Source organism: Caulobacter sp. LARHSG274 (assembly GCF_052871235.1).
The window spans coordinates 299,453-317,428 of sequence record NZ_JBIXJO010000003.1; the positions used below are offsets into that span (position 1 = coordinate 299,453).

At 69.0% G+C, this 17,976-nt stretch carries 16 protein-coding genes; 5 read left to right on the forward strand and 11 right to left on the reverse strand.

From position 1 onward, the window contains the following. Window positions 1-97 precede the first annotated feature (97 nt). Window positions 98-1,297 carry an N-acetylmuramoyl-L-alanine amidase family protein gene (locus ACIPQB_RS09670; RefSeq protein ID WP_446485010.1) on the reverse strand — a complete coding sequence of 400 codons (1,200 nt, stop codon included), beginning with the start codon at window positions 1,295-1,297 and terminating at the stop codon, window positions 98-100. Window positions 1,298-1,692: 395 nt separating this feature from the next. Here ACIPQB_RS09670 and ACIPQB_RS09675 point away from each other — a divergent pair, with 395 nt between their 5' ends. The 4 genes from ACIPQB_RS09675 (at window position 1,693) to ACIPQB_RS09690 (ending at window position 6,990) form a co-directional block, all read left to right on the forward strand. Further along, window positions 1,693-1,911, forward strand: a complete 219-nt coding sequence (locus ACIPQB_RS09675; RefSeq protein WP_446485011.1) for a hypothetical protein — start codon at window positions 1,693-1,695, stop codon at window positions 1,909-1,911. Further along, window positions 1,835-4,591, forward strand: coding sequence for an Rne/Rng family ribonuclease (locus ACIPQB_RS09680; protein WP_446485012.1), 2,757 nt, complete (start codon window positions 1,835-1,837; stop codon window positions 4,589-4,591). Before ACIPQB_RS09675 ends, ACIPQB_RS09680 begins: the two co-directional genes overlap by 77 nt. A gap of 146 nt (window positions 4,592-4,737) precedes the next feature. Further along, the gene (locus ACIPQB_RS09685) at window positions 4,738-6,168 is read left to right on the forward strand and encodes a M48 family metalloprotease (RefSeq protein WP_446485013.1); all 1,431 of its coding nucleotides are present in this window, start codon (window positions 4,738-4,740) and stop codon (window positions 6,166-6,168) included. Window positions 6,169-6,252: 84 nt separating this feature from the next. Next, complete coding sequence (locus ACIPQB_RS09690) at window positions 6,253-6,990, forward strand: DsbA family protein (RefSeq protein WP_446485014.1); 738 nt, start codon at window positions 6,253-6,255, stop codon at window positions 6,988-6,990. 606 nt (window positions 6,991-7,596) lie between these two features. On the opposite strand, the gene ACIPQB_RS09695 is transcribed toward ACIPQB_RS09690, so the two are convergent. Genes ACIPQB_RS09695 through ACIPQB_RS09710 form a run of 4 tightly spaced genes read right to left on the reverse strand, consistent with a single transcriptional unit; the run spans window position 7,597 to window position 9,059 of the window. Continuing rightward, window positions 7,597-7,806: a hypothetical protein gene (locus ACIPQB_RS09695; protein ID WP_446485015.1), complete on the reverse strand. Its 210-nt coding sequence runs from the start codon at window positions 7,804-7,806 to the stop codon at window positions 7,597-7,599. A 60-nt stretch (window positions 7,807-7,866) separates the two neighbouring features. After that, the gene (locus ACIPQB_RS09700; RefSeq protein WP_446485016.1) at window positions 7,867-8,259 is read right to left on the reverse strand and encodes a VOC family protein; all 393 of its coding nucleotides are present in this window, start codon (window positions 8,257-8,259) and stop codon (window positions 7,867-7,869) included. Between the two features lie 51 nt (window positions 8,260-8,310). After that, window positions 8,311-8,739, reverse strand: a complete 429-nt coding sequence (locus ACIPQB_RS09705) for an SRPBCC family protein (protein WP_446485017.1) — start codon at window positions 8,737-8,739, stop codon at window positions 8,311-8,313. After that, window positions 8,736-9,059 carry an ArsR/SmtB family transcription factor gene (locus tag ACIPQB_RS09710; RefSeq protein WP_446485018.1) on the reverse strand — a complete coding sequence of 108 codons (324 nt, stop codon included), beginning with the start codon at window positions 9,057-9,059 and terminating at the stop codon, window positions 8,736-8,738. The genes ACIPQB_RS09705 and ACIPQB_RS09710 overlap by 4 nt, the downstream gene beginning before the upstream one ends. Before the next feature lie 224 nt (window positions 9,060-9,283). Here ACIPQB_RS09710 and ACIPQB_RS09715 point away from each other — a divergent pair, with 224 nt between their 5' ends. Continuing rightward, a complete protein-coding gene (locus ACIPQB_RS09715; RefSeq protein WP_446485019.1) occupies window positions 9,284-11,341 on the forward strand; it encodes a phosphocholine-specific phospholipase C in 2,058 nt (685 codons plus the stop codon). A 204-nt stretch (window positions 11,342-11,545) separates the two neighbouring features. Here ACIPQB_RS09715 and ACIPQB_RS09720 read toward each other — a convergent pair whose 3' ends face one another. From ACIPQB_RS09720 to ACIPQB_RS09745, 6 genes are all read right to left on the reverse strand, one after another. Beyond that, entirely contained in the window at window positions 11,546-11,797 is a 252-nt protein-coding gene (locus tag ACIPQB_RS09720; protein ID WP_446485020.1) for a hypothetical protein, read from the reverse strand. Between the two features lie 126 nt (window positions 11,798-11,923). Further along, on the reverse strand, window positions 11,924-12,673 hold the full coding sequence (locus ACIPQB_RS09725) for a polysaccharide deacetylase family protein (protein ID WP_446485021.1): 750 nt from the start codon (window positions 12,671-12,673) through the stop codon (window positions 11,924-11,926). Between the two features lie 11 nt (window positions 12,674-12,684). Continuing rightward, a complete protein-coding gene (locus ACIPQB_RS09730; RefSeq protein ID WP_446485022.1) occupies window positions 12,685-13,530 on the reverse strand; it encodes a glycosyltransferase family 2 protein in 846 nt (281 codons plus the stop codon). Window positions 13,531-13,662: 132 nt separating this feature from the next. Further along, on the reverse strand, window positions 13,663-16,152 hold the full coding sequence (locus ACIPQB_RS09735) for a TonB-dependent receptor (RefSeq protein WP_446485023.1): 2,490 nt from the start codon (window positions 16,150-16,152) through the stop codon (window positions 13,663-13,665). 83 nt (window positions 16,153-16,235) lie between these two features. Next, the gene (locus tag ACIPQB_RS09740) at window positions 16,236-17,216 is read right to left on the reverse strand and encodes a FecR family protein (RefSeq protein WP_446485024.1); all 981 of its coding nucleotides are present in this window, start codon (window positions 17,214-17,216) and stop codon (window positions 16,236-16,238) included. Between the two features lie 97 nt (window positions 17,217-17,313). Further along, complete coding sequence (locus ACIPQB_RS09745; RefSeq protein ID WP_446485025.1) at window positions 17,314-17,811, reverse strand: RNA polymerase sigma factor; 498 nt, start codon at window positions 17,809-17,811, stop codon at window positions 17,314-17,316. Between the last annotated feature and the right edge of the window lie 165 nt (window positions 17,812-17,976).

Sequence of the window (17,976 nt, forward strand, 5' to 3'; positions counted from 1 at the left end):
GCCGTCGCCCGCTCCGTTCGAATCCTCTAGAGCGCGATCGGCAAAAACGTAAGCGGTTTTGTGACCCTGGCGCGCATCGGCCGGGGCGTCGACGAGGCTAACGCGCCGCCAGCTGGGTCTGGGCGGTGAAATAGGAGTCGATCGAGCCGGCGACCGCGTCCATCAGCCGCCCGCGGCCGGCCGCCGTCTTCAGCAGTTGCTCGTCGTCGACATTGGTGATGAAGCCCATCTCCAGCAGCACGGCCGGAACGTCGGGGGCCAGCAGCACGATGAAGCCGGCGTCGCGGTGGCTGCGGCGCAGCAGCACGGTCTCCTCGCCCACCGACTGCAGCAGGGTTTCGGCGAAGGCGGCCGAGCGATTCTTGGTGGCGCGTTGCGACAGGTCGAGCAGGATCTGGCTGACCGCCCGGTCGCGGCCGGGCAGATTGGCCTTCATCAGCCAGTCGTCCTTCTCCAGCACCCGCGCCACGCGGCCGGTGCCCTTTTCGGACAGGGTGTAGACGCTGGCCCCGCGGGTCCCGGCGTCAGGCCCCGAATCAGCGTGCAGTGAAATGAACAGGTCGGCGTCGGCGCGGCGGGCGACCTGCACCCGCGCCTCCAGCGGCACGAAGGTGTCGGATTGCCGGGTCATGACCACGGTGTAGCGGCCCGACTTCTCCAGCCGCGCCTTCAGCGCCTTGGCTGCGGCCAGGGTGACGTCCTTCTCGGCGGTGTTGGCGCCGGACGAGCCGGGGTCCTTGCCGCCATGGCCGGCGTCGATGACGATGACCTTCTTCAGCCGCAGGCCCGAGGGCCGCACCGGAACCGAGATCGTCGTCGGGGCCAGGGAGGCGGTCTGGACGGTCGGCGGCGCCTCGACCGCCTTCAGGTCGATGACATAGCGATAGGCCGCGGCGCCGTCGCCCGGCGGCAGCAGGAAGCGCCGGCGCACCTGGGCGTTGGCCTTCAGGTCCAGCCGCAGCCGCGCGCCGCCGGCGGCCTCGTCGATCGCCCAGCGCTCGACCAGCCCCTGCCCTGTTCCTTGCAGGTCGCCGGCCACGGTGACGTTGGGCAGGCCGATGACGACACGGCGGTCGAGCGCGCCGTCGGCCACCAGCTTGCCCGAGGCGGCGCGGTCGAGGTCGATGACGATGCGGGTTTCGGCGCGGTCGCCGCCGAACCGGACCTTCTGCACCCCGGCGGCCGGGGCCGGTCCCTGGACCGTGGCCACGGCCACGCCGGCCAGGGCCAGGCCGCCGACGATCATCGCCGCCCGCGCCCATCCGGTCCTGGTCGCCGAGATCAGAGCCCTAACCATTCCGTCCATCCGCCCCCGAGGCGCTCAAACTCAAAAACCGATATTCGCATTTCCGGGTAGAGAAACCATTAACCCCAACTGCGACATGGCCCCGCAGCGCGGCGCCGTCGAGCGCTTTTCTTTTGCGATACGATGTTGCTACACTATGCTCCGCGCGCTGAGCGCCGTGATCGTCATGGCGGTAAGCGTGAGCGGCTCCTATCTCGCGGACGCATCCTGCGTTCGTGGCCGGGGCCGCCGGACTGAAATGAGTTTGGGCGCGATTTACGGCGTGAGGCGCGAGGCCTTCGCCAGGATCGTCCCGCAGGGCCCGCGTCGGACCCTTAAGCCGTTCCGGCGTCGATGCTCCATCCGATCCGCGCCCCCCGGCGCGTTTAAGGAACACAGAAACCACAATGGGCTGCGCCGCACCCGACCGCCTTTGGCGACCGACCTTCCGCAACCGCTTCGGCGGAGCGACGGGCGGTGACGCGCGCGCCTTTCATTCATATCGGCGCCCGGGCTCAAACCCCGCCGCGCGCCGTGGAGATATCCTTTATGTCGAAGAAGATGTTGATCGACGCCGCCCACGCCGAAGAGACGCGTGTGGTGGTCGTGGACGGTACGCGGGTTGAAGAATTCGATTTCGAGAGCCAGACCCGCAAGCAACTCCGAGGAAATATCTATCTCGCCAAGGTGACCCGCGTTGAGCCCAGCCTGCAGGCTGCGTTCATCGAATATGGCGGCAACCGCCACGGCTTCCTCGCCTTCAACGAGATCCACCCGGACTATTACCAGATCCCGGTCGCCGACCGCGAAGCGCTGATGCGCGACGACTCGCACGACGACGAGGACGACCATCACCACGCCCGCGACGGCGAGAACGACGGCGACGCGGTCGACGACGAGGAAGACGCCGTCGAGGAAGAACTGGCGCGCCGCAAGCGCCGGCTGATGCGCAAGTACAAGATCCAGGAAGTGATCCGCCGCCGGCAGATCATGCTGGTCCAGGTCGTCAAGGAAGAGCGCGGCAACAAGGGCGCGGCCCTGACCACCTACCTGTCGCTGGCCGGCCGCTACGGCGTCCTGATGCCCAACACCGCCCGCGGCGGCGGCATCAGCCGCAAGATCACCACGGTCACCGACCGCAAGCGCCTCAAGAGCGTCGTCCAGGGCCTGGACGTGCCGCAGGGCATGGGCCTGATCGTCCGCACGGCCGGCGCCAAGCGCACCAAGGCCGAGATCAAGCGCGACTACGAGTACCTGCTGCGCCTGTGGGAGAACATCCGCGACAACACCCTGCACTCGATCGCGCCGGCGCTGATCTACGAGGAGGAAGACCTCGTCAAGCGCGCCATCCGCGACATGTACGACAAGGACCTGGAAGGCATCTGGGTCGAGGGCGAGGCCGGCTACAAGGAAGCGCGCGACTTCATGCGCATGCTGATGCCGAGCCAGGCCAAGAAGGTCTTCCCGTACCGCGAGCCGGCGCCGCTGTTCGTCAAGCACAAGATCGAGGACCATCTGGCCCAGATCTATTCGCCGGTCGTGCCGCTGCGCTCCGGCGGCTATCTGGTGATCAACCAGACCGAGGCCCTGGTCGCCATCGACGTCAACTCGGGCAAGGCGACGCGCGAGCGCAACATCGAGGCCACCGCGCTGAAGACCAACCTGGAGGCGGCCGAGGAGGCCGCCCGCCAGCTGCGCCTGCGCGACCTGGCCGGCCTGATCGTCATCGACTTCATCGACATGGATGAAGGCAAGAACAATCGCGCCGTCGAGAAGGTCCTCAAGGACTCGCTGAAGGACGATCGCGCCCGCATCCAGATGGGCAAGATCAGCGGTTTCGGCCTGATGGAGATCAGCCGCCAGCGTCGCCGCACCGGCGTGCTGGAAGGCACCACCCACGTCTGCGAGCACTGCGACGGCACCGGCCGGGTCCGCTCGGTCGAGTCCAGCGCCCTGGCGGCCCTGCGCGCGGTCGAGGTCGAGGCCCTGAAGGGCGGCGGCGCCGTCACCCTGAAGGTCAGCCGCCCGGTGGGGATCTATATCCTCAACGAAAAGCGCGCCTATCTGCTGCGCCTGCAGCAGACCCACGCCCTGTTCATCACCGTGCTGGTCGACGACGCCCTGCACCAGGCCGAGCACGAGATCGAGCGCACGGAGCTGGGCGAACGCCCCGCCCCGCAGATCTTCGCCCCGATCGAACCCGAGCCCGTCTATGACGACGAGGCGTACGAGGACGAGGACGAGGACGAGGACGAGGACGAGGACGAAGCCATCGAGGTCGAGGACGAAGCCGCCGACGAGGAGGACGCCGACCCCCGCGCCGCCCGTCCGCCGCGCGCCGAGCCGGCCGAGGACGACGCCAACGGCCGCCGCGGCCGCAAGCGCCGCCGTCGCGGCGGTCGCCGCGACGAACGCGACGAGGCTCCGGCCGAAGCCGAAGCCGCCGGCGACGAGGATGAGGACGAGGCCGACGGCGCCGAGCGCGTCGAGGGCGATATCGACGGCGAGGACGAGGAAGCGCGTCGCCGTCGCCGTCGCCGGGGCCGTCGCGGCGGCCGTCGCGGCGGTCGCGAGGACGGCGATCGTCCGGCCGACGTCTTCGCCTGGACCCGTCCGCGGGTGCCGTTCGGCGAGAATGCCTTCGTCTGGCACGATCCCGAGGCCCTCGACAGCCGCAACGGCGAACGCCGCCCGGCCAACGACCGGCCCGAGCGGACCGAGCGCGCGCAGCCGGCCGAGGCGCCGGTCGCCGAACGGGCGGAACGTCCCGAGCGCCCGGAACGCTCCGAGCGGAGCGGCCGTCGCGGTCGTGGCCGCGGCGAGCGCGGTGAAGGCGTCCGGACCGAGACGGCCGAGGCCGCCGAGGCGCCGCGCGCCGAACGCGTTCCCGCCCTGCGCGTCGACGCCGCCGACCTGGAGCCGGCGCCCCTGGCCCCGGCCGTGATCGAAGGCCCGCCGGCTGACATCTGGGTCGAGCTGCCGCCGTCGGAAGACGCGCCGAAGAAGGCCCGCCGCCCTCGCAGCCGCGGCCGCAAGGCGACCGAGGCGGAGGCTCCGGCCGAAGCCGAGGCCGCCGTGGTCGAGACGGCCGCTGAACCGGCTATTGTCGAACCGGTCGAGGAAACGCCGCTGGTCGCCGCCGACGTCGAGGTCGAGGCCCCCGCCCCGGTCGCCGTGTCTGCGGAACCTGTCGCCGCGCCGGTCGAACCGGAACCCGTCGCCGCGCCCGTGGCGGCCGAGCCCGACCCGGCCGAGATCTCGGCCCCGCCCGCCAAGCCCAAGCGCGGCTGGTGGCGTCGCGGCTGATCGGGAACAGAAGGTTGGCGGGGCCCTGGTCCCGCCAACCTTTGGACCTATATCCGCCAGACCGCTCCATCGACCCTGTTCCCAGGTCGTCGAGAACCGCGCTAGACTGCTTACTTGAGCGCGGGGGCGCGACCAGGAGAGCTTCGATGACCTCCCGTAGTTGGGCGGCTTCCAGGAGGTTTGGCGGCAAGGCGGGATCGGCGCTCTCGGCGCTGGCCCTGCTGGCGGCCACCTTGGTCCCCACGGCTTCGGCGCATGCCCAGGACGGCGCCCCCTTGATCCGCGACACCGAGATCGAGGAAATCCTGCATCGCGACGCCGACCCGATCTACGCGGCGGCCGGGCTGGATCCCAAGACCGTGCGCATCCTGCTGTTCGGCGACAAGGAGCTCAACGCCTTCGCCACCCAGGGCCTGATGATGGGCATCAACACCGGCCTGATCCTGCAGACCGAGACCCCCGACCAGCTGAAGGGCGTCATCGCCCACGAAACCGGACACCTGGCCGGCGCCCACCCCCTGCGGTCGGGCGAGATGATGAAGGCCGGCCTCAAGCCGATGATCCTGACCATGGGCCTGGGGGTCCTGGCCGCCCTGGCCGGGGCGCCGGACGCCGGGGCGGTGCTGATGGGCAACGCCTCCTATTTCGGCCAGCTGGGCGCCCTCGGCTACAGCCGCGATCAGGAATCCCGCGCCGACCAGGCCGGGGCCGGCTTCCTGGAGGCCACCGGCCAGTCGGGCCGCGGCCTGGTCGAGTTCTTCGACAACTTCCGCTACCAGGAGGTCTTCGACCAGTCGCGGCGCTTCGCCTATTTCCGCAGCCACCCGCTGTCGGGCGACCGGATCGACGCCCTGCGCAGCCGGGTCGAGAAGCTGCCGCACTACAATACCGTCGACAGCCCCGAAGACCTGGCCGAGCACGAAATCATGAAGGCCAAGCTGGAGGGCTTCATCAATCCCGGCGTGGCGATCGTGAAGTACAAGGAGACCGACAAGGGTTTCCCGGCCCGCTACGCCCGCGCCATCGCCTATTACCAGCTCAAGGAGCCCGACCGGGCCCTGAAGATCCTCGACGGCCTGATCGCCGAGAATGAGGACAATCCCTATCTGTGGGAGCTGAAGGGCCAGATCCTGTTCGAGTTCAACCGCGTCAAGGAGGCCGAAGAGCCCCAGCGCCGCTCGGTGGCGCTCAAGCCCGACGCGGCCCTGCTGCGGGTCAATCTGGGCCAGACCCTGATCGGCCAGAGCGATCCCAAGAAGGTCGAGGAAGGCATAGCCGAGCTGAAGCGGTCGCTGATCGACGAGAGCGACAATGCGGTCGCCTGGCGCCTGCTGGCCCAGGCCTATGACCAGCGCGGCGAGGACGGCCAGGCCCGGCTGGCCACCGCCGAGCAGTATTTCAACATGGGCGCCGTCCAGGAGGCCCGGGTCTTCGCCATGCGGGCCCGCGAACTGCTCAAGAAGGACAGCGTCGAATGGCGGCGCGCCACCGACATCGTCCTGACCTCCAACCCCTCCAACCAGGACCTCAAGGACCTGGCCAAGGAGGGCGCGGTCACCTCCGGCCTGCGGCGTTAAAGCCTTTCCGCGCCAGGCGATTTCTGGGGCATGATCGATCCGATACGACCGCGCCCGCCCGTTCCGTTCCCCGCAGAGACCCCTATGCCCCTGACTTCCCGTCCGCTGGCCCTGGCCGCCGCGGCCCTCGCCGCCCTCTCCCTGATCGGCTGCGGGCCGGCCAAGCCCGACAAGGCCTTCGGCGAGAAGGTGCGGGCCTATCTGCTCGAGAACCCCGAGGTGCTGGTCGAGGTCAGCGCCAAGCTGCAGGCCAGGCAGGCCCAGCAGGCCGCCGACAAGGCCCGCGGCTCGATCGGCCGCTACCGCCAGGCCCTGGAGCGCGATCCGCGCGACTTCGTGGCCAATCCGGACGGCGCGGTCACCGTGGTCGAGTTCTTCGATTACCGCTGCAGCTTCTGCAAGCTGGCCGCCCCCGAGGTCGTCGCCCTGATCCAGCAGAACCCGGACGTGCGCTTCGTGTTCAAGGACTTCGTGATCTTCGGCCACGATTCCGAGGCCGCCGCCCGCCTGGTCCTGGGGGCCAAGGACCAGGGCAAGACCCTCGCCCTGCACAAGCGCCTGATGGCCGAGAAGAGCCTGGATGAGGCTGGGGCGGTGCGGATCGCCCAGGAAATGGGGATCGACGTCGACAAGGCCCGCGCCGCCGGCGCCGCCCCGGCCGTCAGCCAGCACCTGGCCGACACCCACGGCCTGGCCCAGGCCCTGGCCATCGAGGGCACCCCGGCCTTCTTCGTCGGCAACCGGATGATCCCCGGCGCCGACATGCGGGCCCTGAAGCTGGCGATCGATGAGGCGCGTGCGGCGCAGGCCAAGAAGACCTGAACCGGCGGACACGGCTTTGCCGCCTCACGCGGAACGCCGCTGAAGGGTTGGGAGGGTGCGAAGCGCCCGGGCCTCGCCCGGAATAGCTTTGATGTTTGTTACCGTTTCGACGAAGTGCAGGCGCTTCGCGTGGAACCGTTATCCGGAAGCCTTCGGGTCGCGGATTCTTAACCCGCTCCGATGGAGGCCCCCGACGGGCGGAAGGCTGGCTGACCTTCCGGACCGCGCGGGCGATTTCAGCCCGCGCCTGCTGCGTTCGCCGGTCCCTCGCCGCCAGGGCTGCGTCCCATGGTTAGGGAGCCGACCCCAGGACCGCCGCGAGGCGTCACTGAAGACCACCGAAGAGCGCTTCCCGCTCGACCACCCCCAAGCGCCGCATCGGTCGCCGTACGTGCGCCCTCCCCGTGCTCTTGGGTGGGAGCATTATCGGGCCGGCCTGGGAGGGTGAGGACGGAAAAAAGTGAGAAAATCGCAGGGCGTTGATTTCGTTGGGCCTGACCAGCGCCTATCCCCGCAAACCGCGGGGATGGAGCGCAACTTTCCTTCTCCCCTTGCGGGAGAAGGAAAGCGCAGGCGGAAACCAAGCCGAGCCCGGCCCTCGGTTTCTCAGGCGCTTTGCGCTTCGCGCCCCTTGGCGAGGTAGGGCCGCACGAACATGTACAGGCCCGTGAACATCAGCAGGAACAGGGGCGGCAGCGGCGCGTAGGTCACCCACGGCGGCGGCTCGCCCAGCGCCCTGACGACGAAATTGGCGACGACGGTGGCCGTGAAGGCGATCGACAGCCAGCGGTGAACTTGACGGATCCAGGGGCTCAACGACAACTCCTTTGAAAAGATCGCGCGCCGCCTGGCGGCGCCCGCAGATGAAGGTCCGGCCTACCAGCGCGCCAGCTGGGTGATCTGGAGGAGGTTGCCGCAGGTGTCGTCCAGCTGGGCGATGGTCGAGCCCGTCACCGCGGTCGGCGGCATGGCGAAGTCGCCGCCGCGCGCCTTGATGCGCTCGTAGTCGCCCTGGACGTCGTCGGTCTGGAAATTGACCGCGGGCTGGCGGCGCTGGAACCTGGCTTGCTGGTAGGCCTTGCTCTCCGGACTGTCGTTGAGCGCCAACTGCAGTTCGGTTCCCTCCGGGTCCTCGGGCGAGACCACCGTCAGCCAGCGGAACGGGCCGTTGCTGAAATCGGCCTTCTTCGTGAAGCCCAGGATCTCGGTATAGAAGCCCAGGGCCTTGTCCTGGTCGTCCACATGGACGCTGGTCAGTTTGATCTTCATTGGTATTTCTCCGTGTATTTCGTTCTGAAGGCAGGACGGCCCCGACCGGCTTCAGTCCGCCGCCAGGACCTGGTCCAGCTTGTCGAAGAACTGCGCCCAGCCGGCCTTGGCGCCCCCGAAGGCCTGCTTCTGGGTCGGCCGGAAGCCCGACTGCTCCACCCGCAGGCGCGTGCCGGCGGCGGTCGGGGTGAGGGTGAAGGTCACCACGCTGCGCAGGTCGTAGGCCGCGTCGTCGTGGGCGAAGTTCCAGGTGTAGGCCAGCCGTTCGTTCGGCTCGACGACCAGGACCTCGCAGTCCAGCACCCCGCCCCACTCGCCGCGCAGATTGAAGCTGTGGCCGACCACCGGCTGGAAGTCGTTCTTCATCAGCCAGGCCTCGATCAGGTGCGGCTGGGTGAGCGCGCGCCAGAGCTTTTCGGCCGGATGCGAAAGCTCCCGCTCGACGACGACGGAGCGGGTTTCGGTGGCGGCGAGGGTCATTGGTCCATCCTGTTGAGCAGGTCTTCGAGATTGTCGAACCGCGCTTCCCAGAACCCCGCCATCTGGCGGGTCCAGTCGGTCAGCGGGGCCAGGGCGTCGATCTGGGCGCTGTAGTGGGTCTGCCGGCCGGCATGGCGGTCGTGCACCAGCCCGGCCTGTTTCAGGACCCCCAGGTGCTTGGAGACCGCCGGCTGCGAGACCCCGGCCCGCGCCGTCAACGCCCCGACCGTCTGTTCGCCATCGCGGCACAGCTGCTCGAAGATCCCCCGGCGGGTGGGATCGGCGAGGGTTCGGAAGAGGACGTCGTGAGCGACCGGCATGGGAAATCGATAACTCGTTGGCTATGGGTTTATTCATAATCACCGAGTTATGGGTCCGTCAAGACGACCATTGCCACTGGCCGGGCGTCCATCCCCTGATCGTCGACCGCGACACGGCGACGATTCCGCGCCTAATCTCGTCCGGTCGCACCACTTTCACATCGACGGCCTAAGAGCGTCCGAGTCCCTCCCTTTTCCGCCAGGCGCCCAAGCCGGAGCACCCCATGCCGTTCACCCGCCGCCGCTTCATGGTGACCGCTTCGCTGGCGGCGTTGAGCGCGGCGGCGGGAGGCTCGGCCCAGGCCGCCAAGCCTGGACGAGGGTCGATCCGCGATGTCGAGCACGTGGTCATCCTGATGCAGGAGAACCGCTCGTTCGATCACTATTTCGGGGCGCTGCGCGGGGTGCGCGGTTTCGACGATCCCCATCCGGCCCTCAAGCCGAACGGCGAGCCGGTGTGGATACAGAAGCAGCTGGACAAGGACGGCGGCGAGACGATCATGCCGTTCCGGTTGAACGCCGGCGCCAGCGCCGCCCAGTGCTTCTCGGGGCTCGACCACAGCTGGAAAGGCAGCCACGACCGCTGGAAGAACTACGACGTCTGGATGCCCGAGAAGGGCCCGATGAGCATGGGCCACTTCACCCGCGAGGACATCCCCTACTATTACGCCCTGGCCGACGCCTTCACGATCTGCGACGCCTATCACGCCTCGGTGCATGGGCCGACCGGCCCCAACCGCCTGTTCCTGTTTTCGGGCACCAACGGCCTCAGCGTCGGACAGGTCACGGTCTCGGCCGTCACCAACGACGGCTCGGATGACAACGGCTGCGCCGACATGGCCAAGGACGATCCGGCCTTCGCCGGCTATCGCTGGACGCCCTACGCCGCGCGCCTGGAGGCGGCCGGGATCAGCTGGAAGGTCTACCAGGAGTACGACAATTACAGCGACAATTCGCTGGCCTATTTCCCGATGTATCGCAACGTCGACCGAGGCTCACAGGCCTACCAGCGGGCCCGGGCCTGGGTGGCGGGCTCGACCCAGGAGAACGTCCCGCAGACGACGGGCCAGCACCTGGTCGACGCCTTCGCCGCCGACGTCGCCGCCGACGCCCTGCCCGCCGTGTCGTGGATCGTCGCCCCGTTCAAGCTGTGCGAGCACCCCGACGCGCCGCCGGCCTATGGCGAGACCCTGACCGCCCGGCTGATCGCAGCGCTGGGCGCCCATCCGGAGGTCTGGAAGAAGACGGTCTTCATCCTGAACTATGACGAGAACGACGGCTTCTTCGACCATGTGCCGCCGCCGATCCCGGCGATCCGGCCCGACCTCGGGGCCAGCACCGTCGACCTGCGCGGCGAGGACTATCAGGGCCAGCCGCTGGGCCTGGGCTTCCGGGTGCCGATGCTGATCGTCTCGCCCTGGACCCGCGGCGGCTGGGTCAATTCCCAGGTCTTCGACCACACCTCGGTGCTGCGCTTCCTGGAGCAGCGGTTCGGGGTGGCCGAGCCCAATATCGGCCCCTGGCGGCGGGCCGTGTGCGGCGACCTGACCTCGGCCTTCGACTTCGACATCTCGGAGGCGCAGCGGCGCGACACCTCGTGGCTGCGGGCGCTGCCCGACACCAGCGGCTACAAGGCGCTCAGCGACGAGTCCTGCAAGCTGCCCAAGGCCACCTACGCCCAGCCGCCGAGGATGCCGCGCCAGGAACCCGGCGTCCGGCCGGCCCGCCCCCTGCCCTACGATCTGGAGGTGACGGAGCATTGGGCGGACGGCGAACTGACCCTGCGGTTCGTCAATCGCGGCGGCGCCGGGGCGGTGTTCACGGCCTATCGCGACGGCGACGCCTCGGGCCCGCGCTACTACACCGTCGAGGCCGGCAAGACGCTGTCGGGCGCCTGGCCGGTGGCGCGGTCGGACAAGGCCTACGGCTTCACCGTCCACGGCCCGGACGGCTTCTATCGGGCGTTCCGCGGCGATCCGGCGGTCGCCGCGGCCCTTGAAATCGAGCTGCGGCCTGATCCGGCTGGGGGCCGGGTGCAGACCTTGCTGCGCAATCGCGGCGAGGCCCCGCTGGAGGCGGTTCTCACCGCCGGAACGGCCTCCCGGCGCAGCGCGGTCCCGGCCGGCGGATCGCACGCCGTCGTCCACGAGCTTTCGACGGCCGGGGGCCGGTACGACGTCTACGTCACCATGCCGGGATACGAGCGACGCCTGGCGGGACGGTTCGCCCCGACGCCGGCCGCAACGGCGTCGCATGGCGGGGCTAATACCAACGGCTCTTGAGTTCGACCGTTCTGGCCCTAACGGCTCGTCATCCCGGGCCTTGTGCCCGGGACCCATGGTTCAGCTGACGGTGAAGCGAAATGGCGTGCTTGCGCGCCACACCACCGCCCTTGCTGCGGACAGATGGGTCCCGGGCACAAGGCCCGGGATGACGGTGAAAAGGAGAAGCGCGCGGAGTCCAAATCGAAGGCCGTTGGTATAAGGCTAGACCCTCGCCATGATCCCCTGGATCAGCTGCGCCTTGGCGACGCTGTCCTCGTGGAGACGGCGGGCGAGGTCGCGCACGCCCGGGGGATAGGCGTCGCCGCCCTGGGCGATTTCGTCGGCGATCCGCTCGGTCTGCAGCAGATTGGCCCTGAGGATTTCGATGTGCTCGCCGGCGAGGCGCTTGGCCTCAGCCTGCAGCTGGCGAACCTGATCGCTCAGCCGGGCCGGCGCGCCAGCTTCGGTTTCCATCCGCCGGCTCGCCGTCACTACGCGAAGAGGTGCAGACATCACCGTGACTCCATTCCGCGCCGTGAACCTTCACGGCCATGGCGTCCTTCTTGCGGGACGGCGGCTGAACGCGCTGTGAGGCGTCGGTTAGCTGGCGTTCAGAAACCGCGGCCGATCGAGACGGCGGATCGGCGTCACCGTGGACAGGAACGCCTCCAGAAACCGCCAGCTGTCGGCGTCATGGTCCAGATGGTGGGTGAGCAGGCCCAGCGGCTCGTCCCACAGGCCCGCGCGCCGGCGCTCGGCCAGCAGGCGGCGGGCGCGGAGCAGGAAGCGCGCCGCGCCGCGGAACCGGGGCCGGGGCTTCCACCGCATCAGGTCAAGGTGGACGTCGACGCGGGCCGGCGCGTCCAGGCTGCGCCGTTCGCCGTAACCGGACAGCCCCAGGCCGTGAAGCGCCAGCGCCTTCTTCAGCGTCGGATGGACATTGTTCCAGGGCGGCACGAACAGGGTGGCGACCACCCCTGCCCGCCGGAAGACGTCGAGCGCGACGCCCAGTTCCAGCACGACGTCGGCGACCTCGTCGTGGTCATTGACCTCGCCGGCCGGCTTGCCCGACGGAGCGCGGTTTTCGTGGCGAAAGCCATGGATGGCCAGCTCGACGCCGCGGACCTGGCGGCAGGTCTTGGCCAGGGCCGCGATGTCGCCGTCCGGCACCGCGGCCAGGGTGAGCGGCGCGTCGAACCGGTTCGACAGCGTCAGCAGCCGGTCCAGCGCCGGGGTCGGCTGGCGCGCGTCGTCGTCCCGCCACCACAGCGCCGGCCAATGGCCGGCCGCCTTCCAGCGGGCCAGTTCGGGGCCGACGATGGCTTTGATCAGCAGGCGGTTGAGCAGCATGGGATCGAGGCCTAGGCCGGACGCCCCAGCCGCGCGTCCTCGGCGTCGAGATTGACAACGCTGTTTCCGCCGCCTCGGATCGTCTGGACGTCCTGGCTGTTCAGGAACCGGATTTCGCGGGCCTTCAGGTTCGACAGCAGCGGATAGAGCCCAGCCATGATCGCGATCAGGAAGCCCAGGTCGCCTTCCTTATAGCCCTGGCGGGACACATAGCACTTGTAGAACCGGCGCACGCCGCGGAACAGGTCGTCCCACAGGCTCTTGATCGCGCCGCGATCGGCCAGGTCCTGGCCGCGCAGGGCGGTGTAGCGGTTGAGCCGCTGGACCATGTCGGCGATGTCGTCGTCGACCTTGTGCAGGATCGCGTGGCTCAGCCGCCCGCCATAGACGCCGGTGAAGGTGGTGCCGGGATGGACGCGCTCGCTCTTCCAGCTTTTCACGCCCTTGCGGAACAGCCGGGCCACCGACGAGGCCCCGAACGAGCCGCCCCACCCGCGGCGCACCAGCCGTTCGCCGACGAAGTTGTCGACGGGAACCTGGTACCAGTCGCCGGCGTCTTCACGGGCGACGGTCTGGCGGATCTCTTGAGCCAGGGCCGGCGGCACGATCTCGTCGGCGTCCAGTTCGACGATCCATCGGCCCTGGCAGGCGGCCACTCCGGCCTCCTTGCGCAGGCCCTCGACGGGAAAGATCCCCGACACCACGCGCGCGCCCATCTGGCGGGCTATGGATTCAGTACGATCCGTGCAGCGGTCGGCGACCACGACGATTTCGTCGCAGAACGCCAGGCGCTCCAGGCACTGCGCAAGGCGCGCCTCTTCATTGTGGGCGCAGACCAGCCCCGACAACACAATCATGTAGACCCCCGACTTTGACCGCGCCTTTCGAGCACGGTCCCGTCATCAGGTAGACGGCGCCGAACGGATGAAACCTCAGAAGATTTCCACGTCGTTTTCACGCGCCCAAGGTGTGCGGTGCAGCAAAAAAGCTCAGAACGTCCGCAGGATATCGATGGTCCAGGTGCGCGGGCGCAGCGGCGTGACCTGACGCACCTGGCCGAAGCTGAACGGATTGCCGTAGGCGAAGGTGTCGCTCGACTCGTTGGCGGGATTGGTCACCGCCAGCGTCAGGTTCCAGCGCGGGCTTTCGAGGCGGGCTGACATCCGCCCGGTGACATAGCCGCCCATGGACGGGGAATACCGGCTGTCGAACGTCAGGCGCGACCGGCCGATATAGGCCAGCTCCGCGGTGGTCACCAGCCGCCGCTCATGCGCCAAGGCCCGCTGGTAGCGGCCCGTCAGGCCAGCGGAGACGTCGGGAACGCCCGGCAGGTCGCTCTGGGCCTGCGAGGCGAAATTGCTGTCCACCCTGGTCAGGCGCGGCCGGCTGAAGAGGGCGTTGGCCTCGAACGACAGGTTCGGATTGACCCGCGCGGCGCCCTCGATCTCCAGCCCCGTATTGCGGCCGTCGCCGACATTGGCGGTGTAGGACAGTCCCGACGGCAGGTACTGGTCGGTCTGGATGTCGGTCCAGATGTCGTGGAACAGCGCCGCGCGCAGGACGAGGCGGCCGTCCATCGGACTGACGCTGGCGCCGATCTCGTAGTTGCGCAGGTGATCGGGCTTGAACGATCCGCGCAGGGTCGACGGCGTCGTGACGCCGCCGGAGTTGAACCCGCCCGAGCGATAGCCCTCGGAGGTGAGCAGATAGACCAGGCCTCCGGCGCCCCAGGCGTGCTGCAGCGAGAGCTTTGGGGAAACCCCGGTGAAGCGGGCCTTTCGGTCCAGCGTCCGCGACTGGCCCGGCGCCGGCGCCTCGACCCGGGAGATCGTATGGATCGCGGATCGAAAGGCCCGGCCGCCCATGCTGGCGGTCCAGCCGCCGCCCAGATCGTAGGAAGCCTCGCCATAGACGGCCATTTCCCGACGCCGGTCGCGCCGGTTCTCCAGATAGATCAGGCGGGAGGGGTCGAAATAGGTGCGGATCCGCAACTCGCCTTCGCCGTCCTCCGTGCTCGCCAGGCCGTACAATCCGAGCAGGCCGCGAAAGCGGCCGCCGTCGGGCGAGGACAGCACCGCGTCCTCGACCAGGAGCCTGACCTTGCTGATCTCGTCGAAAAAGCCCAGGTCGACGCCGGTCGCGCTGAACCTGTCCAAGGTCGTAGTGGCTAGGGCCGTAGTGGCCAAAGCCGCGGTGGCGTCGTACCGGCTGGCGAAATGGTGGCGGACATAGCCGGTCGACGACTCGAACCGGCCCCAGTCGCCCGTTCCGGTGATCGTGACCGCCCCCTGCTGCAGGACGTTGTCATGGGTTTCGCGAACCTGGTTGGCGCGTCTTTGGCCGCCCAGGTTGGGTGTGGTGTACTGGCTGTCGGTGGCGTGAAGGTCCTGGCGCGCGGCCGACACCGTCACCGACCAGTTGTCGTCGATCAGGGTCGATATCGCCGCCCGGCCGCCGGAGCGGGTGGTGCGATCGACATTGGACAGGCGCAGGTTCACGTCGTCGACATAGCCGCCGTCCCGGTCGCTATAGACCGCCAGCCGGGCGGCGGCGCGTCCCGCGACCATCGGCAGATTGGCCACGGTCTCCAGCCGGCTGCTGGGCGAGCCCGATTCCGTCACCGCCCCGCCGACCAACACCGATCCGGACACCTCGTCCAGGACCGGCCGGCGCGACACGATGCGATAGACCCCGCTGAGCGATCCGCCGCCATACAGCGCGCCCTGGGGGCCGCGCAGGATCTCCACCCGGTCAACGTCGATCAGCCGCAGGTCCGGATCCGGGGCGTTGTAGGTCAGCGGGACGTTGTCGAGATAGGTGCCGACGGTCTGCTGGGTGCGGCCGGTGAAGGCCCCGTCCGACAGGCCGCGCAGCATGATCTTGTTGCGGGCCGCGCCGAGGTTGGTGGTGATGAAGCCGGCCGTCTGCTGGGAAATGTCGGTGGTGTCGACCGCGCCGATGTCGCGCAGACGTCCCGCCCGGATCACGCTGAGGCCGCCGGGCGCCGAACCCAGGCGGGTGGGTCGCTTGGTGGCGGTGACGATCACGCTGTCGATCGAAACCTCGAGCGTCGCGGTCGAAGCCAGCGGTGGCGCCGACGCGTGCGGCGCGGCCTTGACCGCCACGATGTTGACAGTGGCGTTGTCGAGGATCTCGTACCGGCACGGCGCGCCGGCGGTGACGGCGTCGAGCGCCTGGCGCAGGGTCAGGGACCCGAACACGGCGGGACTGCGGCCCGGGCAGGCCGAGGCGCCGCCGAGCGTCACGCGGGCCTGGACGCCAAGGTCGATCAGCGCCTCGGACCGAGCCTTGGCGGGGATGCTGAAATGGTGCTGCGCCGGCCCGGCCACCGCGACGCCCGCCAGGGCGAAGCTCGAGGCCAGCGTCAGGGCGAAGACCGGGCGGCGTCCGCGCAGGCCGAGCGTGATCGCCCCGAGCCAGCCGGGGTCGTCAGATCGATGTCGAAACGGGAGGCCCACGTCCGAAATGATCGCGCTCCAGCTCCAGGATGGCAGAGCTCAAGCTTCGCGCTTCGGACGATTCCGTTCTCGTCAGCAAGGCCCTAACGCGCCCGGATCACGATGGCGTCCTTGGTCTTCGTCGTCCGGACGGGAAGCAGATGTGACAGTCGATCGACCATCGCATCCTGATCATCGACGATCAACACGCCGGAAAGTCGCAGATTGGCGGTCCGCGCGTCGGCCAGCTTCACCGGACGCTGGAAAAGCCGGTTCAGGTCGCCGACGATCTGCGAAAGCGGCTGGTCGCGATAGATCAGCCGGCCTTGCCGCCAGCCCGCGACCTCGTCGGCCGCCACTGGCGCGACCCGCGTGTCCTCGGCCTGCCCCTCCCGGTGAGCGACCCCCTGCCCTGGCTTCAGGCGCAGCGGCGCGGCGTCAGGCGCGCCTGCACGCACCTCCACCAGGCCGCGCTGGACGCCCACGGCGACCAGGCCGTCGCGGCGGCGGACGTCGAACTGGGTGCCGACCACCCGCACCTGGGTGTCGCCTGCCTCGATCAGGAAGGGACGGCGGGGGTCCTTGGCGACGTCGAAGAAGGCCTGGGCGTCGTCCAGCCGGACGCGCCGGACATTACGCTCGAACCGTACGCTGAGGCGTGAGGCCGCGTTCAGCTCGATCCGCGTGCCGTCTTCCAGCGACACGATCTTCCGTTCGCCGACGCCGGTGGCGTAGGTGGTTTCCCGGCCGCCGAACAGGTCTGCGCCGTTCAGCAGGATGGCGCCGGCGACCAGGGTGGCGGCGATCGCCCCGCCCGCGGACCAGATCCAGGTACGCCGGGACGGCCGTCGCAGCGGAACCACCGTCGCGAGCGGCTTGTCGGGCGCGGCCTGGCGCTCGGCCATCCGGGCGTCCAGGTCCAGACGCTGGTCGAAGGCCAGGGCCGCGTCATAGGCGTCGGCGTTGGCCGGCGACGCCGTCAGCCAGGCGTCGAACTCGCGCCAGTCGCTCTCGGTGACCGCATCGCCCTGCAGGCGGACCAGCCAGTCGATCGCGATCTCGATATCCGTCTGGGACCGCGTCATGTCGCTCCGCCCGGGCGTCGCGCGACGCCCTCACAAGGATATGACGTCGCCGAGGGTCGGAAACCTCCGCATCTCCGGGTCCTGGCGACGAGATTCTTCATGACAATTTGGTCATCAACGCCTTGATGGCGGCGCTTACGTGCTTCTCCACCGAGCTTCGGCTGACGCCCATGGCGGCGGCGGTCTCGGCATGGCTGAGGCCGTCGAGCTTGTGCAGGGTGAAGGCCCGCGCAACCTGCGGCGGCAGGGTCTGCAAGGTGGCCATCATCACGCCCAGCCGCTGTCGGGCGGCGACCACGTCCTCGGCGGAAGGGATGTCGGCGACCTGATCCTCGCCCAGGGTGACGCCCTGCAGGCTGCGCCAGCTTTCGTCCCGGGCGCCGGTGCGCGCCTGGCTGCGCAGTCGGTCCAGCATCAGGTTGTTGGCCATACGAAACAGCAACGCCGAACCGTCGCCCGCGACGTCCAGGTCGTCCAGCGCCTGGATCTTGAGGAAGAGGTCCTGGATCAGGTCCTCGGCCTCGGCCACCGATCTGAGCCGAGCGGCGAAGACGCGCACCAGATTGGCCCGCTTCTCGCCGTACAGCCGGATCATCGGCGTGATCGATCGAGGGGAAGCGGACAGAAGACAGCCTCTCGGCGCGGCGGGGTTGCGAAGGCTGCAACCTACAGCATCGCGCGGAAAAGTGGACACCGGTTTTGCGCAAAAACGATGCGAAAGCAGAAACCTAGAGCAAGTCGCGCGAGTCCTCCACCGCCA

Bases quoted from the DNA above. Each gene is read 5' to 3' on its own strand.
- ACIPQB_RS09670 (WP_446485010.1), bottom strand. From the start codon at position 1,297: ATGGTTAGGGCTCTGATCTCGGCGACCAGGACCGGATGGGCGCGGGCG.
- ACIPQB_RS09675 (WP_446485011.1), top strand. From the start codon at position 1,693: ATGGGCTGCGCCGCACCCGACCGCCTTTGGCGACCGACCTTCCGCAAC.
- ACIPQB_RS09680 (WP_446485012.1), top strand. From the start codon at position 1,835: ATGTCGAAGAAGATGTTGATCGACGCCGCCCACGCCGAAGAGACGCGT.
- ACIPQB_RS09685 (WP_446485013.1), top strand. From the start codon at position 4,738: ATGACCTCCCGTAGTTGGGCGGCTTCCAGGAGGTTTGGCGGCAAGGCG.
- ACIPQB_RS09690 (WP_446485014.1), top strand. From the start codon at position 6,253: ATGCCCCTGACTTCCCGTCCGCTGGCCCTGGCCGCCGCGGCCCTCGCC.
- ACIPQB_RS09700 (WP_446485016.1), bottom strand. From the start codon at position 8,259: ATGAAGATCAAACTGACCAGCGTCCATGTGGACGACCAGGACAAGGCC.
- ACIPQB_RS09705 (WP_446485017.1), bottom strand. From the start codon at position 8,739: ATGACCCTCGCCGCCACCGAAACCCGCTCCGTCGTCGTCGAGCGGGAG.
- ACIPQB_RS09710 (WP_446485018.1), bottom strand. From the start codon at position 9,059: ATGCCGGTCGCTCACGACGTCCTCTTCCGAACCCTCGCCGATCCCACC.
- ACIPQB_RS09715 (WP_446485019.1), top strand. From the start codon at position 9,284: ATGCCGTTCACCCGCCGCCGCTTCATGGTGACCGCTTCGCTGGCGGCG.
- ACIPQB_RS09720 (WP_446485020.1), bottom strand. From the start codon at position 11,797: ATGGAAACCGAAGCTGGCGCGCCGGCCCGGCTGAGCGATCAGGTTCGC.
- ACIPQB_RS09725 (WP_446485021.1), bottom strand. From the start codon at position 12,673: ATGCTGCTCAACCGCCTGCTGATCAAAGCCATCGTCGGCCCCGAACTG.
- ACIPQB_RS09730 (WP_446485022.1), bottom strand. From the start codon at position 13,530: ATGATTGTGTTGTCGGGGCTGGTCTGCGCCCACAATGAAGAGGCGCGC.
- ACIPQB_RS09740 (WP_446485024.1), bottom strand. From the start codon at position 17,216: ATGACGCGGTCCCAGACGGATATCGAGATCGCGATCGACTGGCTGGTC.
- ACIPQB_RS09745 (WP_446485025.1), bottom strand. From the start codon at position 17,811: ATGATCCGGCTGTACGGCGAGAAGCGGGCCAATCTGGTGCGCGTCTTC.